This is a genomic window from Mesorhizobium sp. YL-MeA3-2017 (genome assembly GCF_030814575.1).
GTDB lineage: Bacteria > Pseudomonadota > Alphaproteobacteria > Rhizobiales > Rhizobiaceae > Mesorhizobium > Mesorhizobium terrae.
This window is the reverse complement of record NZ_JAUSVH010000001.1, coordinates 2222501-2245776: the sequence shown is the minus strand read 5'-3', so window position 1 is coordinate 2245776 and position 23276 is coordinate 2222501. Positions and strand designations below refer to the sequence as shown.

Here is a 23276-nt window from a genome sequence, read left to right as displayed (position 1 = left end):
GCGGCCGCCAAGTGGCCTCGCGTGGAAGGATACAAAATGACCAAAGTGGCCGTACTCGTCGGCAGTCTGCGCCAGGAATCGTTCAGCCGTAAGGTGGCGAAGGCGTTGGCGGAGCTGACGCCATCTCTCGTTCTCGATTTCATTGATATCGGCGCGGTGTCCTATTTCAACGAGGACCTTGAGGCGAACCCGCCCGCCGACTGGCAGGCTCTCCGCCGTCGCGTTTCGTCTGCCGATGCCGTGCTTTTCGTCACCGCTGAATATGTGCGTTCGGTGCCCGGTGTGCTGAAGAACGCCATCGACATCTGCGCGCGGCCCTACGGGCAGGGCGTGCTGATCGGCAAGCCGGCAGCGGTGATCTCGACGTCGGTGGGTGCGGTCGGCGGTTTTGGCGCCAACCATCACCTCAGACAGTCGCTCGCCTCGCTGGACATGGCGGTGCTTGGTCAACCGGAAGCCTATATCGGCAATACCGGTGCACTGTTCGACGCCGACGGCGCCTTGGTGGACGAACGGACGCGCAAGTTCCTCGCCACCTTTGGCGAGACATTCGAAACATTCATCCAACGTCAGGCGGCTCGGACCGAGCAGAGGCGCGTTGCCTGAATTCGTAAAGGATACCGCAGTTATGTCATCGTTGGCTCAAGAGAATCGCGCGGGCGCTTCCATGAAATCGGTCTGGGATTCGGCCTTTGGCCTGCTGCTGATCACAGGCGCCCTGCTGGGCCTGACATTGCCTCTCGGCAAGCTGGCGACGGCCAATGCCGTGTCGCCGATGTTATGGGCATTCATGACCTCGTTCGGCATCGGCGGCGTGCTTTTGCTCGTCCTTTTCTACAGGCGCCACCGTCTGGTGATGACTGGCCACAAGCTGCGCTACTACGTCATTGCGGCGGCGATCTCCTTCGCCATCCCGAACTTCCTGATCTTCTCGGCCATTCCCCATCTCGGTGCCGGCTACACCGGCATCATGTTCACGCTTTCGCCCGTGGTGACGTTGACGCTGTCGATCCTGTTCGGCGTGCGTCGACCCAACCTGCTTGGTATCGCGGGCATCGTGGTTGGGTTTGCTGGCGCGCTGGTCGTGGCACTCACCCGGGGCGAGGCCGGTCAGCCGGCCGACCTGTTCTGGGTCCTTGTCGGCCTGCTCATTCCCGTCTTCCTCGCGGCTGGCAACATCTATCGTACCATCGACTGGCCGACAGGCACCGACGCGATCGAACTCGCCGTCGGCAGTCACCTCGCGGCCGCTGCGATGTTGTTTGGCGGCCTGCTCATTGGCGGGCAGGCGGGCTCGTTCGGTACGCTTGCCCATGTGCCGTGGCTGGTGCTGGCACAGGTCATCATCGGAGCGGCGATGTTTGCCTTCTACTTCCGCCTCCAGGCCGTCGGCGGGCCGGTCTATCTCAGCCAGATCGGATATGTCGGCGCGGCCATCGCGCTGATTTCGGGCACGCTGTTCCTCGGGGAGCACTATCAGTGGCTGACCTGGGCGGGCGCCGCCATCATCGTGATCGGCGTCTTCATCACCACCAGGGCGCAGCGGCAGAAGGCCTGAGCAATCCTGTTCAGGCGGCCTTTTCGGCGAGCACCATGTAGTTGACGTCCATGTCCTTGGAGCGCTGCCAGCGGTCGGCCAACGGGTTGTAGATGACACCGGAGCGGTCGGTGACGGCAAGGCCGGCACCGGTCAGCGCGCGCTCCAGTTCTTCCGGCCGTACCAGCTTGCCGAATTTGTGGGTACCGCGCGGCAGCCAGCGCAGCACATATTCGGCGCCGATAATGGCCAGCCCCAGCGCCTTCAGGGTGCGGTTGATGGTGGCGACGAACATGATGCCGCCGGGTTTCACCATCTCGCCGCACTTGCCGACGAACAGGTCGATGTCGGCGACATGCTCGACCACTTCCATGTTGAGCACGACGTCGAATTTCTCGCCGGCGGCGGCCAGATCCTCGGCCGTGGTGGCGCGATAGTCGACGGTGACCCCGGCTTCGGCCGCATGAAGCTTTGCCACTTCGATGTTGGTGCTGGAAGCGTCGGCGCCGACGACCTCGGCGCCCAGACGGGCCATCGGTTCGCACAACAGACCGCCGCCGCAGCCGATGTCGAGAATGCGCAAGCCTTCGAAGGGCTGCGCCGCACGGGGGTCGCGGCCGAAACGAGTGGCGATCTGGTCGCGAATATAGGCCAACCGTACCGGGTTGAACTTGTGCAGCGGACGGAACTTTCCGTTCGGGTTCCACCATTCGGCTGCAAGGGCTGAAAAGCGCTCGACTTCTCCGGCGTCGATGGTCGACCGTCGGGGTTCTGGCATGGCTTTGTCTCCTTCGGGGAGAAGGAAGTCAGCAGATGAGCGACGAATGTCAAGGCGGGTTTTCTGCGCGCGTCACTACGGCACGGTATCGCACTGCGGCGAAGCCCTTGTTTTCCAAAAGTTCTGCCTGGTCAAAGCGTCTCGGCAAGCGTCCGCAAATTTCCCGTGTATTCCTCCCAGCCGGCACCGAGCAGACGCAGCGTCGTCGCGGGTACTTGCCCATTGTGGGTCAACACCAGCCGCACGAAGCCCACGTGCTGCTGTAGCGAGAAGACGACGCGGCCGGCCGGCGCCTTGTCAGCGCAGTCGAACGACCAGGCCATGTGGGTCGGCGCCACGATTTCCAGCACCTCGACTTCGGTCCAGCCGCGCCAGCCTGGTACGGCTTCGCCGCTGATGCGAAAACGATGGCCGACGAGCGGTTTGAAATCGACGGCAAAGAACCATTGCGCGATGAGCTTCGGGTCGGTGAGGCAGGCCCACACCGTAGCAAGCGAAGCGCGGATATCGCGCTCAAATATCAGATCGATCGGCTTCAGCATCGAGTTTCTGCGCCAGTTCGGTTAGCCCATCGAGCTTGTCGCTCCAGAAGGTCGAGAGCTGCGCGACCCAGTCGGTAACTGTTGCCAGGGGCGCAGGGTTCAGCCGGTAGAGGCGCTGGCGTCCAGCCACGCGCCGTCGCACCAGGCCGGCGCGGTCCAAGACCTGCAGATGCAGCGAGACATTGGCCAGTGTCGCATCGACTTCAGCGGTCAGTTCCGCAACCGACCGCTCCCTGTTTCCCATACGCTCAAGCAGGCGCCGTCGCGTCGGGTCGGCAATGGCAGCGAACACATTGCCCCTGGTTGAAGCTCTTGCCATTCAGGTTCTCATTCAAGTATATACTTGAACTTCAATCTGCATCGGCGGTTGACCATCGTCAAGCCGTCGCTCGCTGCTAGGATGCACGAAGAAGAACGTCGGGAGATTGAAATGACCGCGTTGAACGGGATAGTCCCTTGCTTGACCATCGACGGTGCCAAGAAGGCGATCGAATTCTACAAAAAGGCGTTCGGTGCCGAAGAAGTAAGCCGCAAGGAGGCCGAAGACGGCAAGCGGCTGATGCATGCACACATCCGCATCAATGGTTCGGATGTCATGATGTGGGACCTTTTCCCGGAGTTTGGCATGTCGGCCGACAAGCCACATGGCGTGACGGTTCATCTGGCAGTGGATGACGCCGACACATGGTGGGAACGCGCAGTCGCCGCCGGTGCCATCGTTACCATGCCGCTGGAGAATGCATTCTGGGGCAGTCGGTATGGCCAGTTCCGCGACCCATTCGGCCACAGCTGGTCGATTGGCGGCCCTCTGAAGGCATAGCCAGGCTTCGGCGGAAGGCTTCCGCAGCGCTGGCGGCCGAGACGCAAGACAATTGCGCCATGCTGCCACATCGGTAGCGTGTGCCTTGCGAAGACCTCGTGTTTTGGCTAAGGAGGCCGCGCATTTTTGCGTCTCGGCCAGCCGGGGCTTTCCTGTCCATCTTCGGCCACCTGGCCAGCATTCAAAGGCATTCCGCTTCCATGGCGCGCATCGTGATGAAGTTCGGCGGGACCTCCGTCGCCGACCTCGACCGCATCCACAATGTGGCGCGTCACGTCAAACGCGAGGTCGAGGCAGGCCATGAAGTAGCGGTGGTGGTTTCGGCGATGTCGGGCAAGACCAACGAACTCGTTGGTTGGGTGCAAGGCATGCCGAAGGTGACAGGCGCCAACAGCCCGTTCTTCGATGCGCGCGAATACGACGCGATCGTTGCTTCCGGCGAGCAGGTGACGTCGGGCCTTTTGGCGATCGCGCTGCAGTCGATGGGCATCAATGCGCGCTCCTGGCAAGGTTGGCAGATCCCGATCAAGACGGACGGCGCGCATGGCGCTGCCCGCATCCTGGATATCGACGGCTCGTTCCTGGTCCAGCGTTTCAAGGAAGGCCAGGTCGCGGTGATCGCCGGCTTCCAGGGCATCGCGCCCGACAATCGCCTCTCGACGCTCGGCCGCGGCGGCTCCGACACCAGCGCGGTGGCGATCGCTGCCGCGGTCAAGGCAGACCGCTGCGATATCTACACCGATGTCGACGGGGTCTACACCACAGACCCGCGCATCGAACCCAAGGCCAGGCGACTGGACCGCATCTCCTTCGAGGAAATGCTGGAGATGGCGTCGCTCGGCTCGAAAGTTCTGCAGGTGCGTTCGGTGGAGCTTGCCATGGTACACAAGGTGCGCACCTTCGTGCGGTCGTCCTTTGACGATCCGGATGCGCCCGGTATGGGTGATTTTCTCAATCCGCCCGGAACGCTGATATGCGAAGAGGATGAAATCGTGGAACAAGAGGTCGTCACCGGTATCGCCTACGCCAAGGATGAAGCGCAGATTTCCCTGCGCCGCGTCGCCGACCGACCGGGCGTGGCTGGCGGTATCTTCGGCCCGCTGGCCGAGGCCAACATCAATGTCGACATGATCGTCCAGAACATCTCGGAGGACGGCAAGTCCACCGACATGACCTTCACCGTGCCGTCCGGCGATGTCGCCAAGGCTCTGGCGGTGCTCGACAAGGTCAAGCAGACCGTCGGCTTCGACGCCCTTCAGCACGACGAGGGCATGTCCAAGGTTTCCGTCATCGGCATCGGCATGAGGAGCCACGCCGGCGTCGCGGCGACGGCTTTCAAGGCACTTGCCGAAAAAAGCATCAATATTCGCGCGATCACTACTTCCGAGATCAAGATTTCGATCCTGATCGACGGTCCCTACACGGAACTGGCTGTTCGCACTTTGCATTCCGTCTACGGTCTCGATAAGCAGTAAGAGACCCGAGTCGGTTTTTGCGTTGGGCCGGTGCGACGGGAACCGCGCCGGCCCCGTCGCCTTTGGAGAGAAGCCGTGATGCGTGAGACGGCCGTTGGCCCGCGCGTTTTGTTGAAACGGCTCCGCGAGCTCATGCAGGAGCCGCTGGAGCCGCAGGAGCGGCTTGACCGCATCGTGCGCGACATCGCCTCCAACATGGTCGCGGAAGTGTGTTCGCTCTACGTGCTGCGCGCCGATTCCGTACTGGAGCTATACGCCACCGAAGGTCTCAACAAGAACGCGGTTCACTTGGCGCAGCTGCGCCTCGGTCAGGGTCTCGTCGGCACCATCGCCGCCTCCGCGCGACCGCTCAATCTTTCCAACGCGCAGGAACATCCCGCCTTCGCCTATCTGCCGGAGACGGGCGAGGAGATTTACCACGCCTTCCTCGGTGTGCCGGTGCTGCGGGCCGGGCGCACCCTCGGCGTGCTGGTCGTGCAGAACCGCACCAAGCGCGTCTATCGCGAGGACGAGGTCGAGGCGCTGGAAACCACGGCGATGGTGATCGCCGAGATGGTCGCCACGGGCGACCTCGCCAGGCTGTCGCGGCCCGGTATGGAGCTCGATCTCAGCCGACCGGTCTCCTTTACGGGTGTGTCCTTCAACGACGGCGTCGGGCTCGGCCATGTCGTTCTGCACGAGCCGCGCATCGTCGTCACCAACCTGTTCAACGAGGACAGCGAGGAAGAAATCCGCCGGCTGGAGGAATCGCTCGGTTCGCTCAGGCTTTCCATCGACGACATGCTGGAGCGCCGCGACGTCGCCTTCGAGGGCGAGCACCGCGAGGTTCTGGAAGCCTATCGCATGTTTGCCAATGACCGCGGCTGGGTGCGGCGGCTGGAGGAGGCGATCCGCAACGGCCTGACCGCGGAAGCGGCGGTCGAAAAAGTGCAGTCGGACATGCGCGCCCGCATGATCCACATGACCGATCCTTATCTGCGCGAGCGGATGAGCGATTTTGACGACCTCGCCAACCGGCTGCTACGCCAGCTGATGGGGCGCGGTCCGGAAGACATCGCTGCCTCTCTGCCCAAGGATGCCATCATCGTAGCCCGTTCCATGGGCGCCGCCGAATTGCTCGACTATCCGCGCGACAAGATGCGCGGACTGGTGCTTGAGGAAGGGGCGGCGACCAGCCACGTCGTCATCGTGGCGCGTGCGATGGGCATTCCGGTCGCCGGCCAGGTCAAGGGCGCCGTCTCGATGTCGGAAAACGGTGATCCAATCATCGTCGACGGCGAAGAAGGTGCGATTCACCTGAGGCCGCAGGCCGATCTCGAGGCAGCCTATGCCGAGAAGGTGCGCTTTCGCGCGCGCCGGCAGGAACTCTATCGCGAGCTGCGCAAGAAGCCTTCCGAGACCAAGGATGGCGTCAAGATCGACCTGCTGATGAATGCGGGCCTTGCGGTCGACCTGCCGCAGTTGGTGGAATCGGGCGCTGCCGGCATCGGCCTGTTCCGGACCGAGCTGCAATTCATGGTGGCCGCCACCTTCCCGCGCGCCGAGGCGCAGGAAAAGCTTTATCGCGATGTGCTGGAGGCGGCGCGCGGCAAGCCGGTTACCTTCCGCACCATCGATATCGGGGGCGACAAGGTGTTGCCCTATTTCAAGAACGCCACGCTGGAAGAGAATCCGGCGCTCGGCTGGCGCGCAATCCGCCTGACGCTCGACCGGCCAGGGCTGCTGCGGACGCAGATCCGCGCGCTGCTCAAGGCAGCTGGCGGGCGCGAGTTGAAGGTTATGCTGCCGATGGTCACGGAGCTCGGCGAGATCGCGCAAGCGCGCGAGATCATCGAGCGCGAGGTGCGGCATCTGTCGCGGTTCGCCCATCATTTGCCGACCAGCCTCAAGCTGGGCGCCATGCTGGAGGTGCCGTCGTTGCTGTTCCAGCTCGACGAGCTGATGAAGGTGGTGGATTTCGTTTCCGTCGGTTCCAACGACCTGTTCCAGTTCGTGATGGCGGTGGACCGTGGCAATACCCAGCTCGCCGACCGCTTCGACCCGGTGTCGGTGCCGTTCCTGCGTGTCCTCAAGCAAATCGCCGATGCCGGCCATCGCAACGACACACCGGTGACGTTGTGTGGCGAACTTGCCGGCAAGCCGATCTCGGCGATGGCGCTGATCGGCCTCGGTTTCCGCTCCATCTCGATGTCGCCGGCGGCCATCGGCCCGGTCAAGGCGATGCTGACCGACCTGCCGCTGGAAGAGCTGGAAGCCTTCTTCGCCGATAATCTCAGCCAGCCCGCCACCGGCATGCCGATCCGCGCGCTGCTGCAGGCCTTCGCGGACGACCGCGGCATTCCTTTGTAAGAAACCTTCGATATCCCATGATCAATCTACCCCGCGACCGCATGGACCAAGTCGTCAAGCGTTTCGACATGCTCGAGGCGCAGATGGCGGCAGGCCCTGCGCCGGATGCCTATGTGAAGATGGCGGCCGAGTATTCCGACATCCAGGAGCTGGTCGCCAGGATCCGTGCGTTGCGCGCCGCCGAGCGCGAGCAGGTCGATCTTGAGGCGATGCTCGGCGACAAGGGCACGGATGCCGAAATGCGTGCATTGGCCGAAGCCGATCTGCCTGCGGTCAAAACGCGCATCGAAACCCTGCAGCAGGAAATCCAGATCCTGCTTCTGCCCAAGGACGCGGCCGACGAACGCAATGCCATCCTGGAAATACGCGCCGGCACCGGCGGCGACGAGGCCGCGCTGTTCGCCGGCGATCTCTATCGCATGTATGAGCGCTATGCCGCCTCCAAGGGCTGGCGTTTCGAGGTGGTCTCCGCCAGCGACGGCGATATGGGCGGCTTCAAGGAAATCATCGCCTCGGTTTCCGGCAAGGGCGTGTTCGCGCATCTGAAGTTCGAATCCGGCGTGCACCGGGTGCAGCGCGTGCCGGCAACCGAAGCGCAAGGGCGTATCCACACTTCGGCGGCGACAGTGGCGGTGCTGCCGGAGGCCGAGGAAGTCGATATCGAGATCAAGGCGGAAGACATCCGCATCGACACCATGCGCGCTTCCGGTTCCGGCGGCCAGCACGTCAACACCACCGATTCGGCGGTGCGCATCACCCACTTGCCCACCGGCATCATGGTGGTGCAGGCGGAGAAGTCGCAGCACCAGAACCGCGCGCGCGCCATGCAGATCCTGCGGGCCCGGCTTTATGACATGGAGCGCAGCCGTGCCGACGAGGAGCGTTCGGAATCACGCAAGTCGCAGGTCGGTTCCGGCGACCGCTCCGAACGCATCCGCACCTACAATTTCCCGCAGGGGCGTCTCACCGACCATCGCATCAACCTCACCCTCTACAAGCTCGAGCGGGTGATGGAGGGCGATCTTGACGATGTGGTCGGTGCGCTGATCGCCGATCACCAGTCGAAACTTTTGGCCGACATGAAGGAAGCGTGAGGCGCGAAAAGCGGTGAAGTCGATCGATCCCGCGCTTTCCACGACGCTTGGTGCTCTTCATCGTGAAGCACGGCGACGGCTCGAATCCGCTGGCATCGACGGCGCCGCGTTCGACGCCAGGCTATTGGTCGAGCATTTCACCGCCACCACGCGCGCCGAGGCGATCTCCGATCCAGACCGAATGGTCGATGCCCAAGCGGTGGCCGCAGCCGATGCCGCTCTCACGCGTCGCATCGTCGGCGAACCGGTCCATCGCATTCTTGGCTTTCGCGAGTTTCACGGGCTGCGGCTCAACCTTTCCGCTGAAACGCTGGAGCCGCGCCCCGACACGGAGACGCTGGTCGACGCAGTGTTGCCCCTCATTGCCCAAATGGTCGAACGGCATGGCACCTGCCGTATCCTCGATCTTGGCACGGGCACCGGCGCGATCGCACTGGCGCTTCTGGCTGCGGTTCCACAGGCCGTCGCCGTCGGTGCCGATATCTCCGATGATGCTCTGGCCACTGCCTTGCGCAATGCCCGAGACCTTGGCCTGTTGGAACGGTTCACGGCCACGAAGTCCGACTGGTTCGGCGCTATTTCCGGGCAATTTGATGTAATCGTCTCAAACCCACCCTATATAAGCAGCGCCGAGATCAAAACGTTGCAGAAGGAAGTGCGCGATTTCGATCCGCTGCGCGCGCTGGACGGCGGGGCCGATGGGCTTGATGCCTATCGGGTGATCGCTAGAGAAAGCGCAAGCCATCTGAAAGCCGGCGGAATCGTCGCGGTGGAGATTGGCAGTTCCCAGAATACGGACGTGACCGGAATTTTCCACGACGCGGGATTTCCGGTGGTAACGGCGTTGCGCGATCTGGGTGGAAACGATCGTGTGCTTGTATTTGCGAGAGATGGAAAAGCTTGAAGGTGCGGCGAAAAACCGCTTGGCAAGGCTAAGGAATGCGGCTAGGGTCGATTTACCGGATGAGACGAAGCAGGCAGTGCTCTTAGCGATTCGGTTTCCTTTGAAATAGCTGCCTTCTTGCGAAACGACGCTCTAGCTTCGTGCGGGAATCATCCGGCAAGTGATGTAACCGGAACAGGATGACACGTGGCGCCAACGCAATCGATGCGTGCGAGCACCGGTGAAACACCGAAACGGCAGGCTGCATGAGCGCCGCCGTACACGATGATTTTTCAAGCTTTTGAACCGAAGAGACCCTGATGAGGCCACAACAGCAGAATAGACGTATGCGCGGTCGCAATAACAATGGCGGCGGCGGCAACAACAATAATAACAATAACAACCGCAAGGGCCCGAACCCGCTCAACCGCAATTATGAGAGCAACGGTCCGGATGTGAAGATCCGTGGCTCTGCCCAGCAGATCGCCGAGAAATATGCGACCCTCGCACGCGACGCGATGAGCTCTGGCGACCGGGTGATGGCGGAGAACTATCTCCAGCACGCCGAACACTACAACCGCATCATCGCCGCCGCGCAGGCGCAGATGCCGATCCAGAACTTCCAGCAGAATCGCGACGACTTCGACGACGATCTCGACGAGGAACGCGAGGACTTCGACAACGGCGCCAATGTCGGCGAAGGCCAGCAGCCCGGCAACAATGGCTCGGGCCCGCAGCCGATGATCGAGGGCACGCCGGCAGAGGTCGCGCTCAATTCCGAGAATGGTCGTGATAACAACGGCCGCGAAAACGGTTATCGCGACAACAACGGCAATCGCAACCACCGCGACCGGCGCCACAACAACAATTACGGCCAGCGCGGCGACCGTGGTCCGCGCGGCGAAAATGGCAACCGGCGCGATGAGGCCCAGCCGCAGGCTGCGGCGCAGGCCGAGCCCGTTGTTGCTGCTGTACCCGCTGAGCCGGTTGTGGTGATTGCCGCCGAACCGGCGGCAGCGCCGCAATTCGAGAGCTTCAACCCGGCAGCGCTCGCCGCGCAGGCTGAAGCCCGCGAAGCCGAGACCGAAGCTGCAGCGCCGCGCCGCGCCAAACGTCCGCGCAAGCCGCGCGCCGAGAGCGCCGAGGCCACAGCCGAAACGGCAGAGCCAGCGGCCAGCGCCGAAAGCTGAGCGCTCCGAAATTGTTGATTGCAGGCGGCGGGGAGAAATCTCCGCCGTTTTTGTTTGTCTGCGCTATAGTTCGCCGTCAGACGGCGCCGTGAAATATCTGCCTTGATCGGCATCAAGGCGTCTTGAGAGACAGGGGCTTACGTCCCATATCACGGTCGAACAGGGTCCGGCTCAGAAGAGCGGGTCCGTCACCAAGGCTGATCCGGTGCCGCAAAGCGGGCCGGTGACGGAAGGAGACAATGATGAATCTTGAAAAATATTCCGAGCGCGTGCGCGGTTTTATCCAGTCCGCGCAGCAATATGCGCTCAATCGCAACAATCAGCAGTTTACGCCCGAACACGTCCTCAAGGCACTCATCGATGACGACGAAGGTTTTGCCGCGTCGCTGATCGAGCGGGCAGGAGGGCGTCCGCGCGATGTCGAAGTCGGCGTCGACGCAGCCCTCAACGCATTGCCCAAGGTCGAAGGCGGCAACGGCCAGCTCTATCTGGCGCAGCCGCTCGCCAAGGTGTTTTCGACGGCCGAGGATCTGGCCAAGAAATCCGGCGACAGCTTCGTGACGGTCGAGCGCCTTTTGCAGGCGCTCGCCATGGAGAAGTCCGCCAAGACCGCCGACATCCTCGCCAAGGCCGGCGTTACCCCGCAAGCCCTGAACCAGGTGATCAACGACATCCGCAAGGGCCGCACCGCCGATTCGGCGTCCGCCGAGCAGAGCTACGACGCGTTGAAGAAATACGCGCGGGATCTGACCGCCGATGCCCGTGCCGGCAAGCTCGATCCGGTCATCGGCCGCGACGACGAGATCCGCCGCACCATCCAGGTGTTGTCGCGGCGCACCAAGAACAATCCTGTGTTGATCGGCGAGCCGGGCGTCGGCAAGACGGCGATCGCCGAGGGCCTGGCGTTGCGCATCGTCAATGGCGATGTGCCGGAATCCTTGAAGGACAAGCAGCTGATGGCGCTCGACATGGGCGCGCTGATCGCCGGTGCCAAATATCGCGGCGAGTTCGAGGAGCGGCTGAAGGCCGTGCTCAACGAAGTCACCTCGGCTGCCGGCGGCATCATTCTGTTCATCGACGAGATGCACACGCTGGTCGGCGCCGGCAAGGCCGATGGTGCGATGGATGCGTCCAACCTGCTCAAGCCAGCGCTGGCGCGCGGCGAATTGCACTGCGTTGGCGCGACCACGCTCGACGAGTACCGCAAATATATCGAGAAGGACGCGGCCCTTGCCCGCCGCTTCCAGCCTGTCTTCGTCGATGAGCCGACCGTGGAGGATACGATCTCGATCCTGCGTGGTCTGAAGGAGAAGTATGAGCAGCACCACAAGGTGCGCATCTCCGACTCCGCCCTGGTTTCGGCTGCGTCCTTGAGCAATCGCTACATCGCCGACCGCTTCCTGCCTGACAAGGCGATCGACCTGGTCGATGAGGCAGCTTCGCGGTTGCGTATGCAGGTCGATTCCAAGCCCGAAGCGCTGGATGAGATCGACCGACGCATCATGCAGCTGAAGATCGAGCGCGAGGCGCTGAAGGTCGAGAAGGACGACGCGTCCAAGGATCGCCTCGGCAGGCTCGAGAAGGAATTGACCGGGCTCGAGGAGGAGTCCGACGCGCTGACCGCGAAGTGGCAGGCCGAGAAGCAGAAGCTCGGGCTGGCCGCCGACCTGAAGAAGCAGCTCGACGAGACCCGAAACGAATTGGCGATCGCCCAGCGCAAGGGCGAATTCCAGCGCGCGGGCGAGCTTGCCTACGGCAAGATCCCCGAACTCGAGAAGCAGCTTGCCGAGGCCGAGGCCCGCGACGGGCAGGGCGGTGGCATGGTCGAGGAGGTGGTCACGCCGGACCACGTCGCCCAGATCGTGTCGCGCTGGACCGGCATTCCGGTCGACAAGATGCTGGAAGGCGAACGCGACAAGCTGTTGCGCATGGAAGACGAGATCGCCAAGCGCGTCGTCGGCCAGGGCGAAGCCGTGCAGGCCGTGTCCAAGGCCGTCCGGCGTGCCCGCGCCGGCCTGCAGGATCCGAACCGACCGATCGGCTCGTTCATGTTCCTCGGTCCCACCGGTGTCGGCAAGACCGAGCTCACCAAGGCTCTCGCCTCGTTCATGTTCGACGACGAAAGCGCCATGGTGCGCATCGACATGTCGGAGTTCATGGAAAAGCACTCGGTCGCCCGCCTGATCGGCGCGCCTCCCGGCTATGTCGGCTATGAGGAGGGCGGCGCGCTGACCGAAGCGGTGCGGCGCCGGCCCTATCAGGTCGTCTTGTTCGACGAGATAGAGAAGGCGCATCCGGATGTCTTCAACGTGCTCCTCCAGGTGCTGGACGACGGTCGCCTGACCGACGGTCAGGGCCGCACCGTCGACTTCCGCAACACGCTGATCATCATGACGTCGAACCTTGGCGCCGAATATCTGGTCAATCTCGGCGAAGACCAGGATGTCGACACCGTGCGCGACGAGGTTATGGCGGTGGTGAAGGCTTCTTTCCGGCCGGAATTCCTCAACCGTATAGACGAGGTCATCCTGTTCCACCGGCTGCGCCGCAAGGATATGGGCCGGATCGTCGAGATCCAGTTGAAGCGGCTGGAGAACCTGCTGGTCGACCGCAAGATCGCGCTCAACCTCGACGCCAACTCAATCGAGTGGCTGGCCGACAAGGGTTACGACCCGGCCTACGGCGCGCGGCCGCTGAAGCGGGTGATGCAGAAGGAACTGCAGGATCCTCTCGCCGAGAAGATATTGATGGGCGAGATCCTCGATGGTTCGACCGTCAAGGTGACTGCGGGTTCCGACCGGCTGAACTTCCGCTCGAAGCCGACGGTGACCGCGGAAGCCGAGAAGGCTGCCTGACTAGGCTCTCAGCCTGACAGACTATGCGATTTAATGGCGTGCCTCTTCTGTGATGAAGGGGCGCGCCTTTTTATTGGCTATCGCGGCTATCCGGCGAAGCGCTTCGCGCCGGCCACGCACAGCACGACGCCAAGGGTGACGACCACCATGGCGGGGCTGACTTTCTCATGCAGCAGACCTGCCGCCAGCGCGAGGCCGAAGAAGGGCTGGAGAAGCTGTAGCTGCCCGACCGCGGCGATGCCGCCCTGCGCCAGCCCGCGATACCAGAAGATGAAGCCGATCAGCATGCTGAAGAGCGAGACATAGGCGAGCCCGGTCCAGGCAGCCGCGCTGACGTCGTGAAGTGTCGGCGGAAAGGTGACGATGCTCAGGCCCAGCATCACCGGCAGCGACAACACCAGTGCCCAGCAGATGACCTGCCAGCCACCCAGCCGGCGCGAGAGCTTGGCGCCTTCAGCATAACCCAGGCCGCAGACGATGACGGCCGCCAGCATCAGCAGGTCTCCGACCGGCGAGGCGGACAGGCCTTGCGAAATCGCGAAGCCGGCCACCAGCGCGCTGCCGAGGCAGGAGAACAGCCAGAATGCGGGGCGCGGCCGCTCGCCGCCGCGCAACACGGCGAAGATGGCGGTGGCCAGCGGCAGAAGGCCGATGAAGACAATGGAGTGCGCCGAGGTGACATGTTCGAGCGCCAGCGCGGTCAAAAGCGGAAAGCCGACCACCACGCCAAGCGCGACGACGACGAGCGAAACGAGGTCGTCGCGGCTTGGGCGCTTCTCGCGAAAGACCATCAGCAAGGCGAGACCGAGCAGGCCGGCGAGCGTGGCGCGCGTCACGGTCAAAAAGACCGGGCTGAAATCCATCACCGCCACGCGGGTCGCCGGCAGGGAGCCGCTGAAGATCAGCACGCCCACGAAACCGTTGATCCATCCGCTCGTCGCTTTGTCCATGCGCAAACTCCTTGCAATCCGGCTAACCTTATCGGCGGGATCGAGGTGGCGGAGCCAGATACAATGCGGTACAGTTTGATATAACTGTTATGGATACGGTGGCATTACAGATGGATGGCCTGACCAACCCTTCGGGCAAGGGCGAAACGCTGATCGAGACTGTCATGGCAACGGTGCGGCAGCGCATCTCGGCGCGCCAGCTGACGCCGGGCGCCAGGCTGCCTTCCGTGCGGGCCTTCGCCAAAACCATGCAGGTTTCCACCTCGACCGTGGTCGAGGCTTATGAAAGGTTGGCGGCCGAAGGCGCGATCCGTTCGCGTCCCGGCTCGGGCTTCTATGTGTGCGGTCCGCTGGCGCCGCTGTCGCTGGCCGAAGTCGGGCCAAGGCTGGACCGGGAAATCGATCCGTTCTGGGTGTCGCGCCAGTCGCTCGAAGCTGGTGAAGGGGTCCTGAAACCCGGCTGCGGCTGGTTGCCTGCCGATTGGATGCCGCAACCGGCGCTCAGGCGGGCGTTGCGCGCCATCGCCCACGCCAAGGATCCGGTATTGGCCGACTACGGCACACCGCTCGGACTGGCTCCGTTGCGCCAATTGCTTGTGCGCCGCATGGGCGAGTACGGCATCGAAGCGTCACCCAACCAGATCGTGCTCACCGAATCGGGCACGCAGGCAATCGATCTCTTGTGCCGGCTGCTGCTCGAGCCGGGCGATACGGTGCTGGTCGATGACCCCTGCTACTTCAATTTTCACGCGCTTCTGCGCGCGCATCGCGCCAACATCGTCGGTGTGCCCTATACGCCCACGGGACCGGATCTCGACCTGTTCGCATTGGCGCTCGCCGAGCACCGGCCGCGCCTCTACATCACCAATTCCGCGCTGCATAATCCAACCGGCGCAACGCTTTCCCCGGTGACCGCGCATCGTCTTCTCAAACTGGCCGATCAGTCGGGCCTGACGATTGTCGAAGACGACATCTTCGCCGATTTCGAAATGGAGCCGGCTCCACGGCTGGCGGCTTTCGACGGGCTGAACCGCGTCGTCCACATAGGCAGTTTTTCCAAGACGCTGTCGGCCTCGGTGCGTTGCGGCTACATCGCAGCGCCACAAGAATGGATCGAGCGACTGACCGATCTCAAGATATCGACCAGCTTCGGCGGTGGACGGCTCTCGGCGGAACTGGTTCTGGCGCTGCTGAAGGACGGCAGCTATCGCAAGCATGTCGAGGCGCTCAGGCAGCGCCTGTCGGCGGCAATGGCCGAAACAGTCAAGCGGCTTGAACCGCTCGGCATCCTGCCATGGATCGAACCTCGCGGCGGCATGTTCTTGTGGTGTCGCTTGCCGGACGGACACGATGCGGCCGATATCGCCCGCCGCGCGCTTGCCGAAGATATCGTGCTGGCGCCGGGCAATGCGTTTAGCGTTTCACGGACGGCCAATCGGTACCTGCGCTTCAATGTCGCCCAGTCACGGGACGAACGCATATTCCGCGTGCTCTCGGCTGCGATGGGGGCCTGACGCAGCAGCAATCAATCATCTCTCGCTTCGGCGGAGGCGGTGCATCCTTGGTCGAAGCGGCGCGGAAGGCCGACTGGATGGACGGTCTCGGTGGAAATGTGTTCACTATGAGAGATTGCGAAGTGCAATTCATTGCAATCTTAGCTGGAAATCGAGCCGATCACCTGCTAGAAGGCGCGACCTATTTCAAGCATCAAATGATTCCGATCATGACCCGCCGCTTTGAAATCGTTCTCGGTTACGCATTCTTTGGCCTTGGATTTGGCGTTTTGGCCATCGCACTGGCATCGGCCGTGGCGGCGGATACCCTTTTGGGGGAACATTTCTCGGCGTGGATCATAGCCGGCACGTTCGGATTGGCGGCCGTCGGTGCCGCGATCGGATTTGCCGTCGCCAGAAACGTTCCTGCCGAGCAGCTAGGCAAGGCGCGGTACACCGGCACGCGGACGCTGCTTTATGTGCTCGGTCCCATGCTGGTCGTCGCACTCGTGGCGATCATCATCGGCTTTCCGCCGCAATAGCCTTTCGAGGCGACCATCGCCTTCTCTATGAATATCGGCTGTCGCGGGTTAAGCCGCACCAGGAGAAGGAATTTGGCTTGACCCTCGACGACTACAACGCCTTCTGCGCTTCCTTGCCGGCGACCTCGCATGTCGTGCAGTGGGGCGGCGCCCATGTCTGGAAGGTCGGCAGCAAGGTCTTCGCCATCGGCGGTTGGAGCGAGACGTCCTCGGTTCCCTTCGTCACTTTCAAATGTTCGGATATCGCCTTCGATATTCTGAAGGAACAGCCGGGGTGTCGTCCGGCACCTTATCTGGCCTCGCGCGGCATGAAATGGATTCAGCGGGTGACCGCCGAGACCATGGATGACGAGGCGCTGAAAGACTATTTGCGCGACAGCCATCGTCTGGCAGGGCGCAACCTGACGAAGCGCGAGCGCAGGGAGCTCGGCCTGGATAGTTAGAGCAGGGGCTAGGTTTGCCTGGCCTCGAAGTCGCGCAAACGCTGCCGCACCGCCATGTTCATGCCTAGTTCATGGTGAATTCGTTAGGTGGATTTTGGCCTCGCAGGAGTTGGGGTGACTCTCGGCAGATGGACAAATCGGTGACGAACGCGCCTGAGAGTTTAGACAACATGCTGCGCACAATGTTTTCGCTATCCGCTGTCGCCCTGGCGGTTCTGCTGTCGTCGGGAGCGATGGCATCGACATCGCCGACACAAGAACCCGAGGTTCGAGCCGCACGCGCTGCCGAGGAAGGCATCCGCGTCGCGCAGAACGGTGACTACCAGGTTTTCTACGACGGCAAGGGAAACCGGGTCATCGTCGATCCCGCCACCGGCAAGGTGATTGCGGTACAGCCGCCGCAGACGCGTTTCGACCGCCGGGCGCTGCGCCTGGAAAACCGGCAGCGGCAAATTGAACGCGCCGCTCCCGATGACGACCGCTATTATCTCGACGATCCTGAGGACATGGCTCGTCTCAGGCGCCGGCAGATGGAAGATCAGCGCGCCTATCAGTATCCGGAAGACGACGGCGGTGCCTATGACAATGCAGCGCCTGGCGACTATTCGGCAGACTCCTTCCCACCGGCACCCGGGAGGGTCGACCGATACGGCAATCCTTATCCGGCCGACCCTCAGCAGCCTGGTATCACCGCACCGCAACCTGTGCAGCGTCAGCCGTTGAAGGAAGCGTCGATCGAACCCGCGCGGCCGCCGCAGCCCGACAGCGCAACACCCTCGGCAGAACCGCCGGCGTCCGGCAAGGCGGCACTCAGCCCGTCGCTTTCGCTCGGCGCGCGCGAGGACGTGGCGGCATTTCAGGTTTTGCTCGATCGTGCCGGCGCTTCGCCGGGCGCGATCGACGGGCGTTTCGGCTCCAACATGGACAAGGCGCTCGCTGCCTATCGCGAGATCACCGGAACCAATCTGAAATCGACCGACACCGCCGCCATCAAGGAGGCGCTGGAGAAATCGGGCGGACCTGCTTTCGCGACCTATTCCATCACCGCCGAGGATGTCGCCGGTCCCTATGTCGCTTCGATCCCGGAGGACTACAGCCAGAAGGCTCAACTGCAACGCATGGGCTACACGTCGGTGACCGAGGCGTTGGCCGAACGCTTTCACATGGACGAGGCCTATCTCAAGGCGATCAATCCGGGCGTCAACTTCAATCGCCCGGGCACGCTGATCAAGGTGGTCAATTTTGGCAAGCTGGTGCAGGCGCCAGTGGCGCGCATCGTCGCAAACAAGAGCCTGAAACAGGTTTTCGCCTATGACGCGTCCGGCAAGCTGGTGGCCGCATTCCCGGCAACGATCGGCTCGTCCGATACCCCTTCACCCACCGGAATCCACGCGGTGTCACGCGTCGTCTTCGATCCCAACTATACCTACAACCCGAAGCTCAATTTCAAGCAGGGCCAGAACGACAAGGTGCTGACGATCCCGCCGGGACCGAATGGGCCGGTCGGCTCGATCTGGATCGCGCTCGACAAGCCGACCTACGGTATCCACGGCACGCCCGAGCCGTCCAAGATCGGCAAGACCGAAAGCCATGGCTGCGTGCGATTGACCAATTGGGATGCGGCCGAACTGGCCAGGCTGGTGAAGCCGGGCGTGCCGGTGGAATTCGTGGACTAGGAACCTGACCGGCCATAACTGCGGCGCCAAAGCGAGATTTTAGCTGCAGCGCTTGGTTCTGTCTGAAAACCGATATCGATTTGGCCGTCTCTGCGCTAAGCAAGCGCATGCAGGCGCGCAGCGACACCGGCACTGACGGCATTCTTGGCGGAGCCGACGCCTCGGCCGACTCTTTCTGTCCGCAGCGCAGCCGGCGTTATGTGCTTTTTGCCGCCATTCTCGCATCGGCGCTCGGCTTCATCGATGGTTCGATCCTGGCAATTGCGATGCCGGTATTGCGGGCCAATCTCGGTGCCAGCCTGGTTGAGGCGCAGTGGATTTCAAACGCCTATGCGCTCACGCTTTCGGCGCTGATCCTTGCCGGCGGTGCCGCCGGCGACCGCTTCGGCCTCAGGCGAGCATTTGTCGCCGGCATCGCGATGTTCGTGATTGCCTCGATCGCCTGCGCGCTTGCGCCGGATGCTCCGATGCTGATCCTGTTTCGGGCAATCCAGGGCATCGGTGCCGCCGTCATGGTGCCGGGCAGTCTCGCCATCATCGCCAAGGCCTATCCCAAGAGCGAACGCGGTCGCGCCATCGGCATATGGGCCGCGGCCTCGGCGCTCACCACGGCGCTTGGACCCGTGATCGGCGGCATCGTTCTGTCCAGCTTTGGCTCCGGCATCTGGCGCGCCATCTTCGCCATCAATCTGCCGCTTGGAGCGCTGGCGATCTGGTTGCTGCTCGCCAAAGTCCCGGCCGATTCGCCTGCGCAGCAGCGCGGTCTCGATCTCGGCGGCGCGGCTCTCGCGACGCTGGCCTTTGGCGCCATGGCCTACGGGCTGACCGCGATGAATGCCGGTGGCGATGGCAAATCCGGGCTGATGAACCTCGCGGCTTTCGGTCTCGGGCTTGCCGCGCTCGCCGTCTTTCTTCTCTGGGAGCGCCGCCAGCGGGAACCGATGGTCGATCTCGGCCTCTTCCGGATCGCCGCCTTCACCGGCGCCAATGCGGCGACCTTCTTTCTCTACTTCGCCTTGTCCGCCGTACTGTTTTATCTGCCCATGCTGCTGATCGCCGGTTGGGGTCTCAGCACGGCCGAAGTCGGGTTCATCTTCCTGCCGCTGTCGGCGGCGATCGCGCTGCTTTCCGGCCCGGTCGGGAAATGGTCGGACCGCATAGGGCCGCGATTGCCGATCGCCTTCGGCAGCTTCGTCGTCGGCATTGCCTTTGCTGGCCTGGCGGTGCTGGCCGGGACCGGCTTCAAGGGTTTTTGGGAAGGGGTTTTCCCACTGATGGTGGTGATGGGGCTGGGCATGGCGCTCGTCGTGTCGCCACTCTCGACCGCCATCATGACTGCGGTCGAAGACAAGGACACCGGGGCAGCGTCAGGCATCAACAATGCAATCGCGCGGCTCGCCGGTCTGATGGCAGTCGCGGCGCTGGGTGCCGTGGCCAGCCTGGTCTATGCGGCGGCCGGCGGAGGCGTTGTTGGTGTCGAATTCGGCGCTTTGCCCGAAACGGTGTTGGGTCCGACGGTCGAAGCGACACGGCTGGCCGCCACGGATCGCGCTTTCCAGGCGGTCGCGATGATCTCGGCCTTCATGTGTTTTGTCGCCGCCTTGGTGGCCTGGATCTCGCAACCTGCGAAGACCGTTACACAGCACTGATCGGCCAGCCCGGGCGAGGGAGCTTGGGTTGAAAGCCTCTGACAGCATTTTATTAACCATCTTCCTGCTTCCGCGTGGGTATCGCGGTAACCGGCGCCGTCCCGTTTTGCGCGCATGCCGGCAGCCACTAATGTGCTAAAATGTTTCGGCGCGAGACCTGATCGTGCATGGGTAGAGGGCGGCATGTCGAACAATGATCTGCAACGGCGCAACATCAGCCGTGCCGCTTCGAATGATGAGCGCTGGCCGAACTGGCACATGCTCGCGTTTGCCGGCTGCTGGGTGTTCGCGGTGAGCGGCTTCTTTGCGATCGCCGTCTCCGTCAACCTCTTCGAACGGATCAACCAATTCACCCGTACCTATGAAAAATGGCAACTCGACGAGTTGTTCTCGCTGCTTTTGTGCGCCGGTGTCGTGTCGCTGTTCTTCCTGGCAATCCGCACCCGGCAATTGGCACGCGAAATCACACGCCGCGAAGTGGCCGAGAAACTCGCCCACGATTCGGCCCGGCATGATCCCCTGACCGGTCTCGCCAACAGCCGGCGTTTCCGCGAAGCCCTGACCCTGGCGATCGAGAGTGCCAGGCAGAATGAAGGGAGCTGCGCGGTGCTGTTCATCGATCTCGACCGATTCAAACCGGTCAACGATACGCATGGTCACGCGGTTGGCGACGAGGTGTTGATGGACGTGGCACGGCAGATCGCGCAAGCCGCACCGGCGGGCGCGACAGCCGCCCGGCTCGGCGGCGATGAATTCGGCGTCATCGTCCTGGCTGTCCCTGGCCGAGAATCGGTGCTGTTTTTGTCCCAGCGGTTGTCGCGCGACATCGGCAAGGCGCGAGCGGTGGGCGAGGTGCAGGTGGAAGTCGGCGCCACTGTCGGTATCGCGATCTTTCCCGACGACGGTCACGATGCCGATTCGCTGATCAATGCCGCCGACCAGGCAATGTATGCCGCCAAACCCTCGCGGCGCGGTCCGATCGGCCGCGGCGACATGCAAAGCGGAGCTTTTGGCAATTAGCGGCGGTCCGCCAAAGCGCTACTTGGTGGCGCTGGCCATCTTCAGCGACGTGCCATTCTGCTGTTTCAGCAGGTCGTCGATGCGTTCGCGTTCACGCTTGAAGGCAACGAGGTCGTCGCCTTGCAGCACCTTGCCGGTCGGCAAGCGCACGCGCATCGGGTCAACCTTGGTGCCGTTGACCATCAGCTCGTAGTGAAGATGGGCACCGGTCGACAGGCCGGTCGTGCCGACATATCCGATCACCTGGCCCTGCCGCACGCGGGCTCCCGGCTGGACGCCGCGGGCAAATGCACTCTGGTGATTGTAGGACGTCTCATAGCCATTGGCGTGGCGCAGGATCGTCTGCTTGCCATAACCGGCGGCCCAGCCGGCTTTTTCGACAACGCCGTTACCGGCGGCAATGATCGGTGTTCCCGTCGGCGCGGCCCAGTCGACGCCGGTATGCATGCGCACATAACCGAGAATCGGATGACGCCTGGCGCCGAAACCGGAGCGGAACGTGCCGTTTGGCACGGTCTTGCGCAGCAGGAATTGCTCGGCGCTGCGGCCATTCTCGTCAAAGTAGTCCGTGCCGCCATCCTTCAACTGAAAGCGATACAGGCTGCGCGTGGCGCCGCCGATATTGGCGGAGACATAGAGGAGTTCGGAATCGTCGGATGCCTGGTCGTCGCTGTCGGGTTGCGAGAACAGCACTTCGAGACGATCGCTCGGGCCAAGGCGCGACTGGTAGTCCACGTCGGAAGCCAGCAGCTTGATGACCTGCTGGGTCATCTTCTTGGACATGCCGTAGGAATAGGCGGACCGGTAGATGCCGTCATAGATACTGGGCAGGTTGCCGCGCACGACGACCGCGGGCGAATCGTCGAACGCGGTCAGAAGCTCGGGATTGGGATCCGGCTCCTGCGCCGGTATGAACTGATTGCGGTCGTCGAGCGCGATGGTCACGATATGCCGGGTCTTGTCATAGACGCCGGCGCGGACAACCTTGGCCGCATCGCCGCGAACCTCCAGGCCGACACGCAAAACGGTGCCGGCCTTCAAGGCAGTGGTGTTGAGCAGTTTGCCGATCGCCTGGGCCATGCCGGTGGCGTCGGTGCTGGCGTAACCGGCATCGGCGAAGGCCTCGGCAATGTCGAGATCCTTGACGAAGGGTATGATGTCCTCGGCAAAGGTCAGTGCCTCGGCTTCGGTTTCCGCGCGCGGCGCCACCGAGACATTCTCGGGCACGATCTTGACGTCATAGGCACCGGCGATCGACTGGGAGAGCTGATCGCCAAAACGCTGCGGGTCAACATAATGGAGTGCTGCGACCTGAACGGCACCTTCGCCGAGGTCGGCGCTTGCCTGGCGCACCACCTTTTCCACCTCGTCGGTGGAAAGGTCGCTCTTTTCGTCGAAGGCGGCCGTGGCGATCGGGAAATCGACCGTCTTCAGGCTCATCTCGCTTTCAACCTTGGCGCCGTAGATCTGTCCGGCGGCTGCCGCGGATGTCCCGGTGCTGGACGCGTTGTCGGAGCCGTCGTCGCCGAAAACCTGCAGAGGGTCAAAAGGCGGATAGGGGCGGTTGGTGGTGTGGTTCGCGGCCAGGGCCATCTTCACCTGCACGAACGGCATGGTGTTGATGACGTCGCGGTCGCCAACCTTGGTGACCATGGACACTTCCATGCGCCGGCGATCCTTGGCCTTGGCGATCTGACGCGGAGCGACCAGGCGCGTCGTCTTGGCTTCTTCGCCGGAATCCCCGCCATCGGCCATGCTGGCGAGTTCGGCAATTTCAGGCGGCGTCGCCAGTTGCTGGCGTCCATCGAGGGCGGCAACCAGGGCGACGCCCATCAAAACGCTTGAAGTGACGCCTGTCAGAAAGGTACCCGACAGCCACCGCGCCGAAACCTCGCGGCGGTCCGGCGGACCGCTGCGCCCATCCGCAATCAGCGGCGGCTCGTTGCCGAGTGCGGCTATGACTTCGTCAGCGTCTTGCAT

20 protein-coding genes are annotated in these 23276 nt (G+C 63.0%); 15 read left to right on the top strand and 5 right to left on the bottom strand.

Going from position 1 to position 23276, the window contains the following annotated elements:
- The first annotated feature begins 36 nt into the window (after positions 1–36).
- Complete coding sequence (locus tag QFZ88_RS10480) at positions 37–606, top strand: NADPH-dependent FMN reductase (protein WP_024922655.1); 570 nt, start codon at positions 37–39, stop codon at positions 604–606.
- Positions 607–667: 61 nt separating this feature from the next.
- Positions 668–1558 (top strand): DMT family transporter, encoded by an 891-nt coding sequence (locus QFZ88_RS10475; protein ID WP_024922654.1) that lies wholly within the window; start codon positions 668–670, stop codon positions 1556–1558.
- Between the two features lie 10 nt (positions 1559–1568).
- Here the strand turns inward: QFZ88_RS10475 and ubiG are convergent, their stop codons facing one another.
- The 3 genes from ubiG to QFZ88_RS10460 form a co-directional block, all read right to left on the bottom strand.
- Positions 1569–2315 carry a bifunctional 2-polyprenyl-6-hydroxyphenol methylase/3-demethylubiquinol 3-O-methyltransferase UbiG gene (ubiG, locus tag QFZ88_RS10470; RefSeq protein WP_024922653.1) on the bottom strand — a complete coding sequence of 249 codons (747 nt, stop codon included), beginning with the start codon at positions 2313–2315 and terminating at the stop codon, positions 1569–1571.
- Between the two features lie 131 nt (positions 2316–2446).
- Complete coding sequence (locus QFZ88_RS10465) at positions 2447–2857, bottom strand: SRPBCC family protein (protein ID WP_024922652.1); 411 nt, start codon at positions 2855–2857, stop codon at positions 2447–2449.
- Positions 2829–3176, bottom strand: coding sequence for an ArsR/SmtB family transcription factor (locus QFZ88_RS10460; RefSeq protein WP_024922651.1), 348 nt, complete (start codon positions 3174–3176; stop codon positions 2829–2831). The genes QFZ88_RS10465 and QFZ88_RS10460 overlap by 29 nt, the downstream gene beginning before the upstream one ends.
- A gap of 24 nt (positions 3177–3200) precedes the next feature.
- Here QFZ88_RS10460 and QFZ88_RS10455 point away from each other — a divergent pair, with 24 nt between their 5' ends.
- The 7 genes from QFZ88_RS10455 (at position 3201) to clpB (ending at position 13523) form a co-directional block, all read left to right on the top strand.
- Positions 3201–3677, top strand: a complete 477-nt coding sequence (locus QFZ88_RS10455) for a VOC family protein (protein WP_244431344.1) — start codon at positions 3201–3203, stop codon at positions 3675–3677.
- A gap of 200 nt (positions 3678–3877) precedes the next feature.
- Complete coding sequence (locus QFZ88_RS10450; RefSeq protein ID WP_024922649.1) at positions 3878–5152, top strand: aspartate kinase; 1275 nt, start codon at positions 3878–3880, stop codon at positions 5150–5152.
- 78 nt (positions 5153–5230) lie between these two features.
- Entirely contained in the window at positions 5231–7501 is a 2271-nt protein-coding gene (gene ptsP, locus QFZ88_RS10445; protein WP_024922648.1) for a phosphoenolpyruvate--protein phosphotransferase, read from the top strand.
- 17 nt (positions 7502–7518) lie between these two features.
- Positions 7519–8595, top strand: coding sequence for a peptide chain release factor 1 (gene prfA, locus QFZ88_RS10440; RefSeq protein ID WP_024922647.1), 1077 nt, complete (start codon positions 7519–7521; stop codon positions 8593–8595).
- A 22-nt stretch (positions 8596–8617) separates the two neighbouring features.
- The gene (gene prmC / locus QFZ88_RS10435) at positions 8618–9499 is read left to right on the top strand and encodes a peptide chain release factor N(5)-glutamine methyltransferase (protein ID WP_036254637.1); all 882 of its coding nucleotides are present in this window, start codon (positions 8618–8620) and stop codon (positions 9497–9499) included.
- A 326-nt stretch (positions 9500–9825) separates the two neighbouring features.
- Complete coding sequence (locus tag QFZ88_RS10430; RefSeq protein ID WP_244431346.1) at positions 9826–10668, top strand: DUF4167 domain-containing protein; 843 nt, start codon at positions 9826–9828, stop codon at positions 10666–10668.
- A gap of 242 nt (positions 10669–10910) precedes the next feature.
- Positions 10911–13523 carry an ATP-dependent chaperone ClpB gene (gene clpB / locus QFZ88_RS10425; RefSeq protein WP_024922644.1) on the top strand — a complete coding sequence of 871 codons (2613 nt, stop codon included), beginning with the start codon at positions 10911–10913 and terminating at the stop codon, positions 13521–13523.
- A gap of 86 nt (positions 13524–13609) precedes the next feature.
- Here the strand turns inward: clpB and QFZ88_RS10420 are convergent, their stop codons facing one another.
- Complete coding sequence (locus QFZ88_RS10420; protein ID WP_024922643.1) at positions 13610–14473, bottom strand: DMT family transporter; 864 nt, start codon at positions 14471–14473, stop codon at positions 13610–13612.
- A 110-nt stretch (positions 14474–14583) separates the two neighbouring features.
- On the opposite strand from QFZ88_RS10420, the gene QFZ88_RS10415 reads away from it, so the two are divergent.
- The 6 genes from QFZ88_RS10415 to QFZ88_RS10390 all read left to right on the top strand — a co-directional run bounded on the left by QFZ88_RS10415 (position 14584) and on the right by QFZ88_RS10390 (position 21296).
- Complete coding sequence (locus tag QFZ88_RS10415) at positions 14584–15987, top strand: PLP-dependent aminotransferase family protein (protein WP_024922642.1); 1404 nt, start codon at positions 14584–14586, stop codon at positions 15985–15987.
- Positions 15988–16034: 47 nt separating this feature from the next.
- Complete coding sequence (locus QFZ88_RS10410) at positions 16035–16508, top strand: hypothetical protein (protein WP_024922641.1); 474 nt, start codon at positions 16035–16037, stop codon at positions 16506–16508.
- Positions 16509–16585: 77 nt separating this feature from the next.
- Complete coding sequence (locus tag QFZ88_RS10405) at positions 16586–16951, top strand: MmcQ/YjbR family DNA-binding protein (protein ID WP_024922640.1); 366 nt, start codon at positions 16586–16588, stop codon at positions 16949–16951.
- A gap of 170 nt (positions 16952–17121) precedes the next feature.
- Positions 17122–18627: a L,D-transpeptidase family protein gene (locus QFZ88_RS10400; protein WP_024922639.1), complete on the top strand. Its 1506-nt coding sequence runs from the start codon at positions 17122–17124 to the stop codon at positions 18625–18627.
- A 107-nt stretch (positions 18628–18734) separates the two neighbouring features.
- The gene (locus QFZ88_RS10395; protein WP_036254640.1) at positions 18735–20276 is read left to right on the top strand and encodes an MFS transporter; all 1542 of its coding nucleotides are present in this window, start codon (positions 18735–18737) and stop codon (positions 20274–20276) included.
- 183 nt (positions 20277–20459) lie between these two features.
- A complete protein-coding gene (locus tag QFZ88_RS10390) occupies positions 20460–21296 on the top strand; it encodes a GGDEF domain-containing protein (protein WP_024922638.1) in 837 nt (278 codons plus the stop codon).
- A gap of 18 nt (positions 21297–21314) precedes the next feature.
- Here QFZ88_RS10390 and QFZ88_RS10385 read toward each other — a convergent pair whose 3' ends face one another.
- Positions 21315–23276: a M23 family metallopeptidase gene (locus QFZ88_RS10385; RefSeq protein ID WP_024922637.1), complete on the bottom strand. Its 1962-nt coding sequence runs from the start codon at positions 23274–23276 to the stop codon at positions 21315–21317.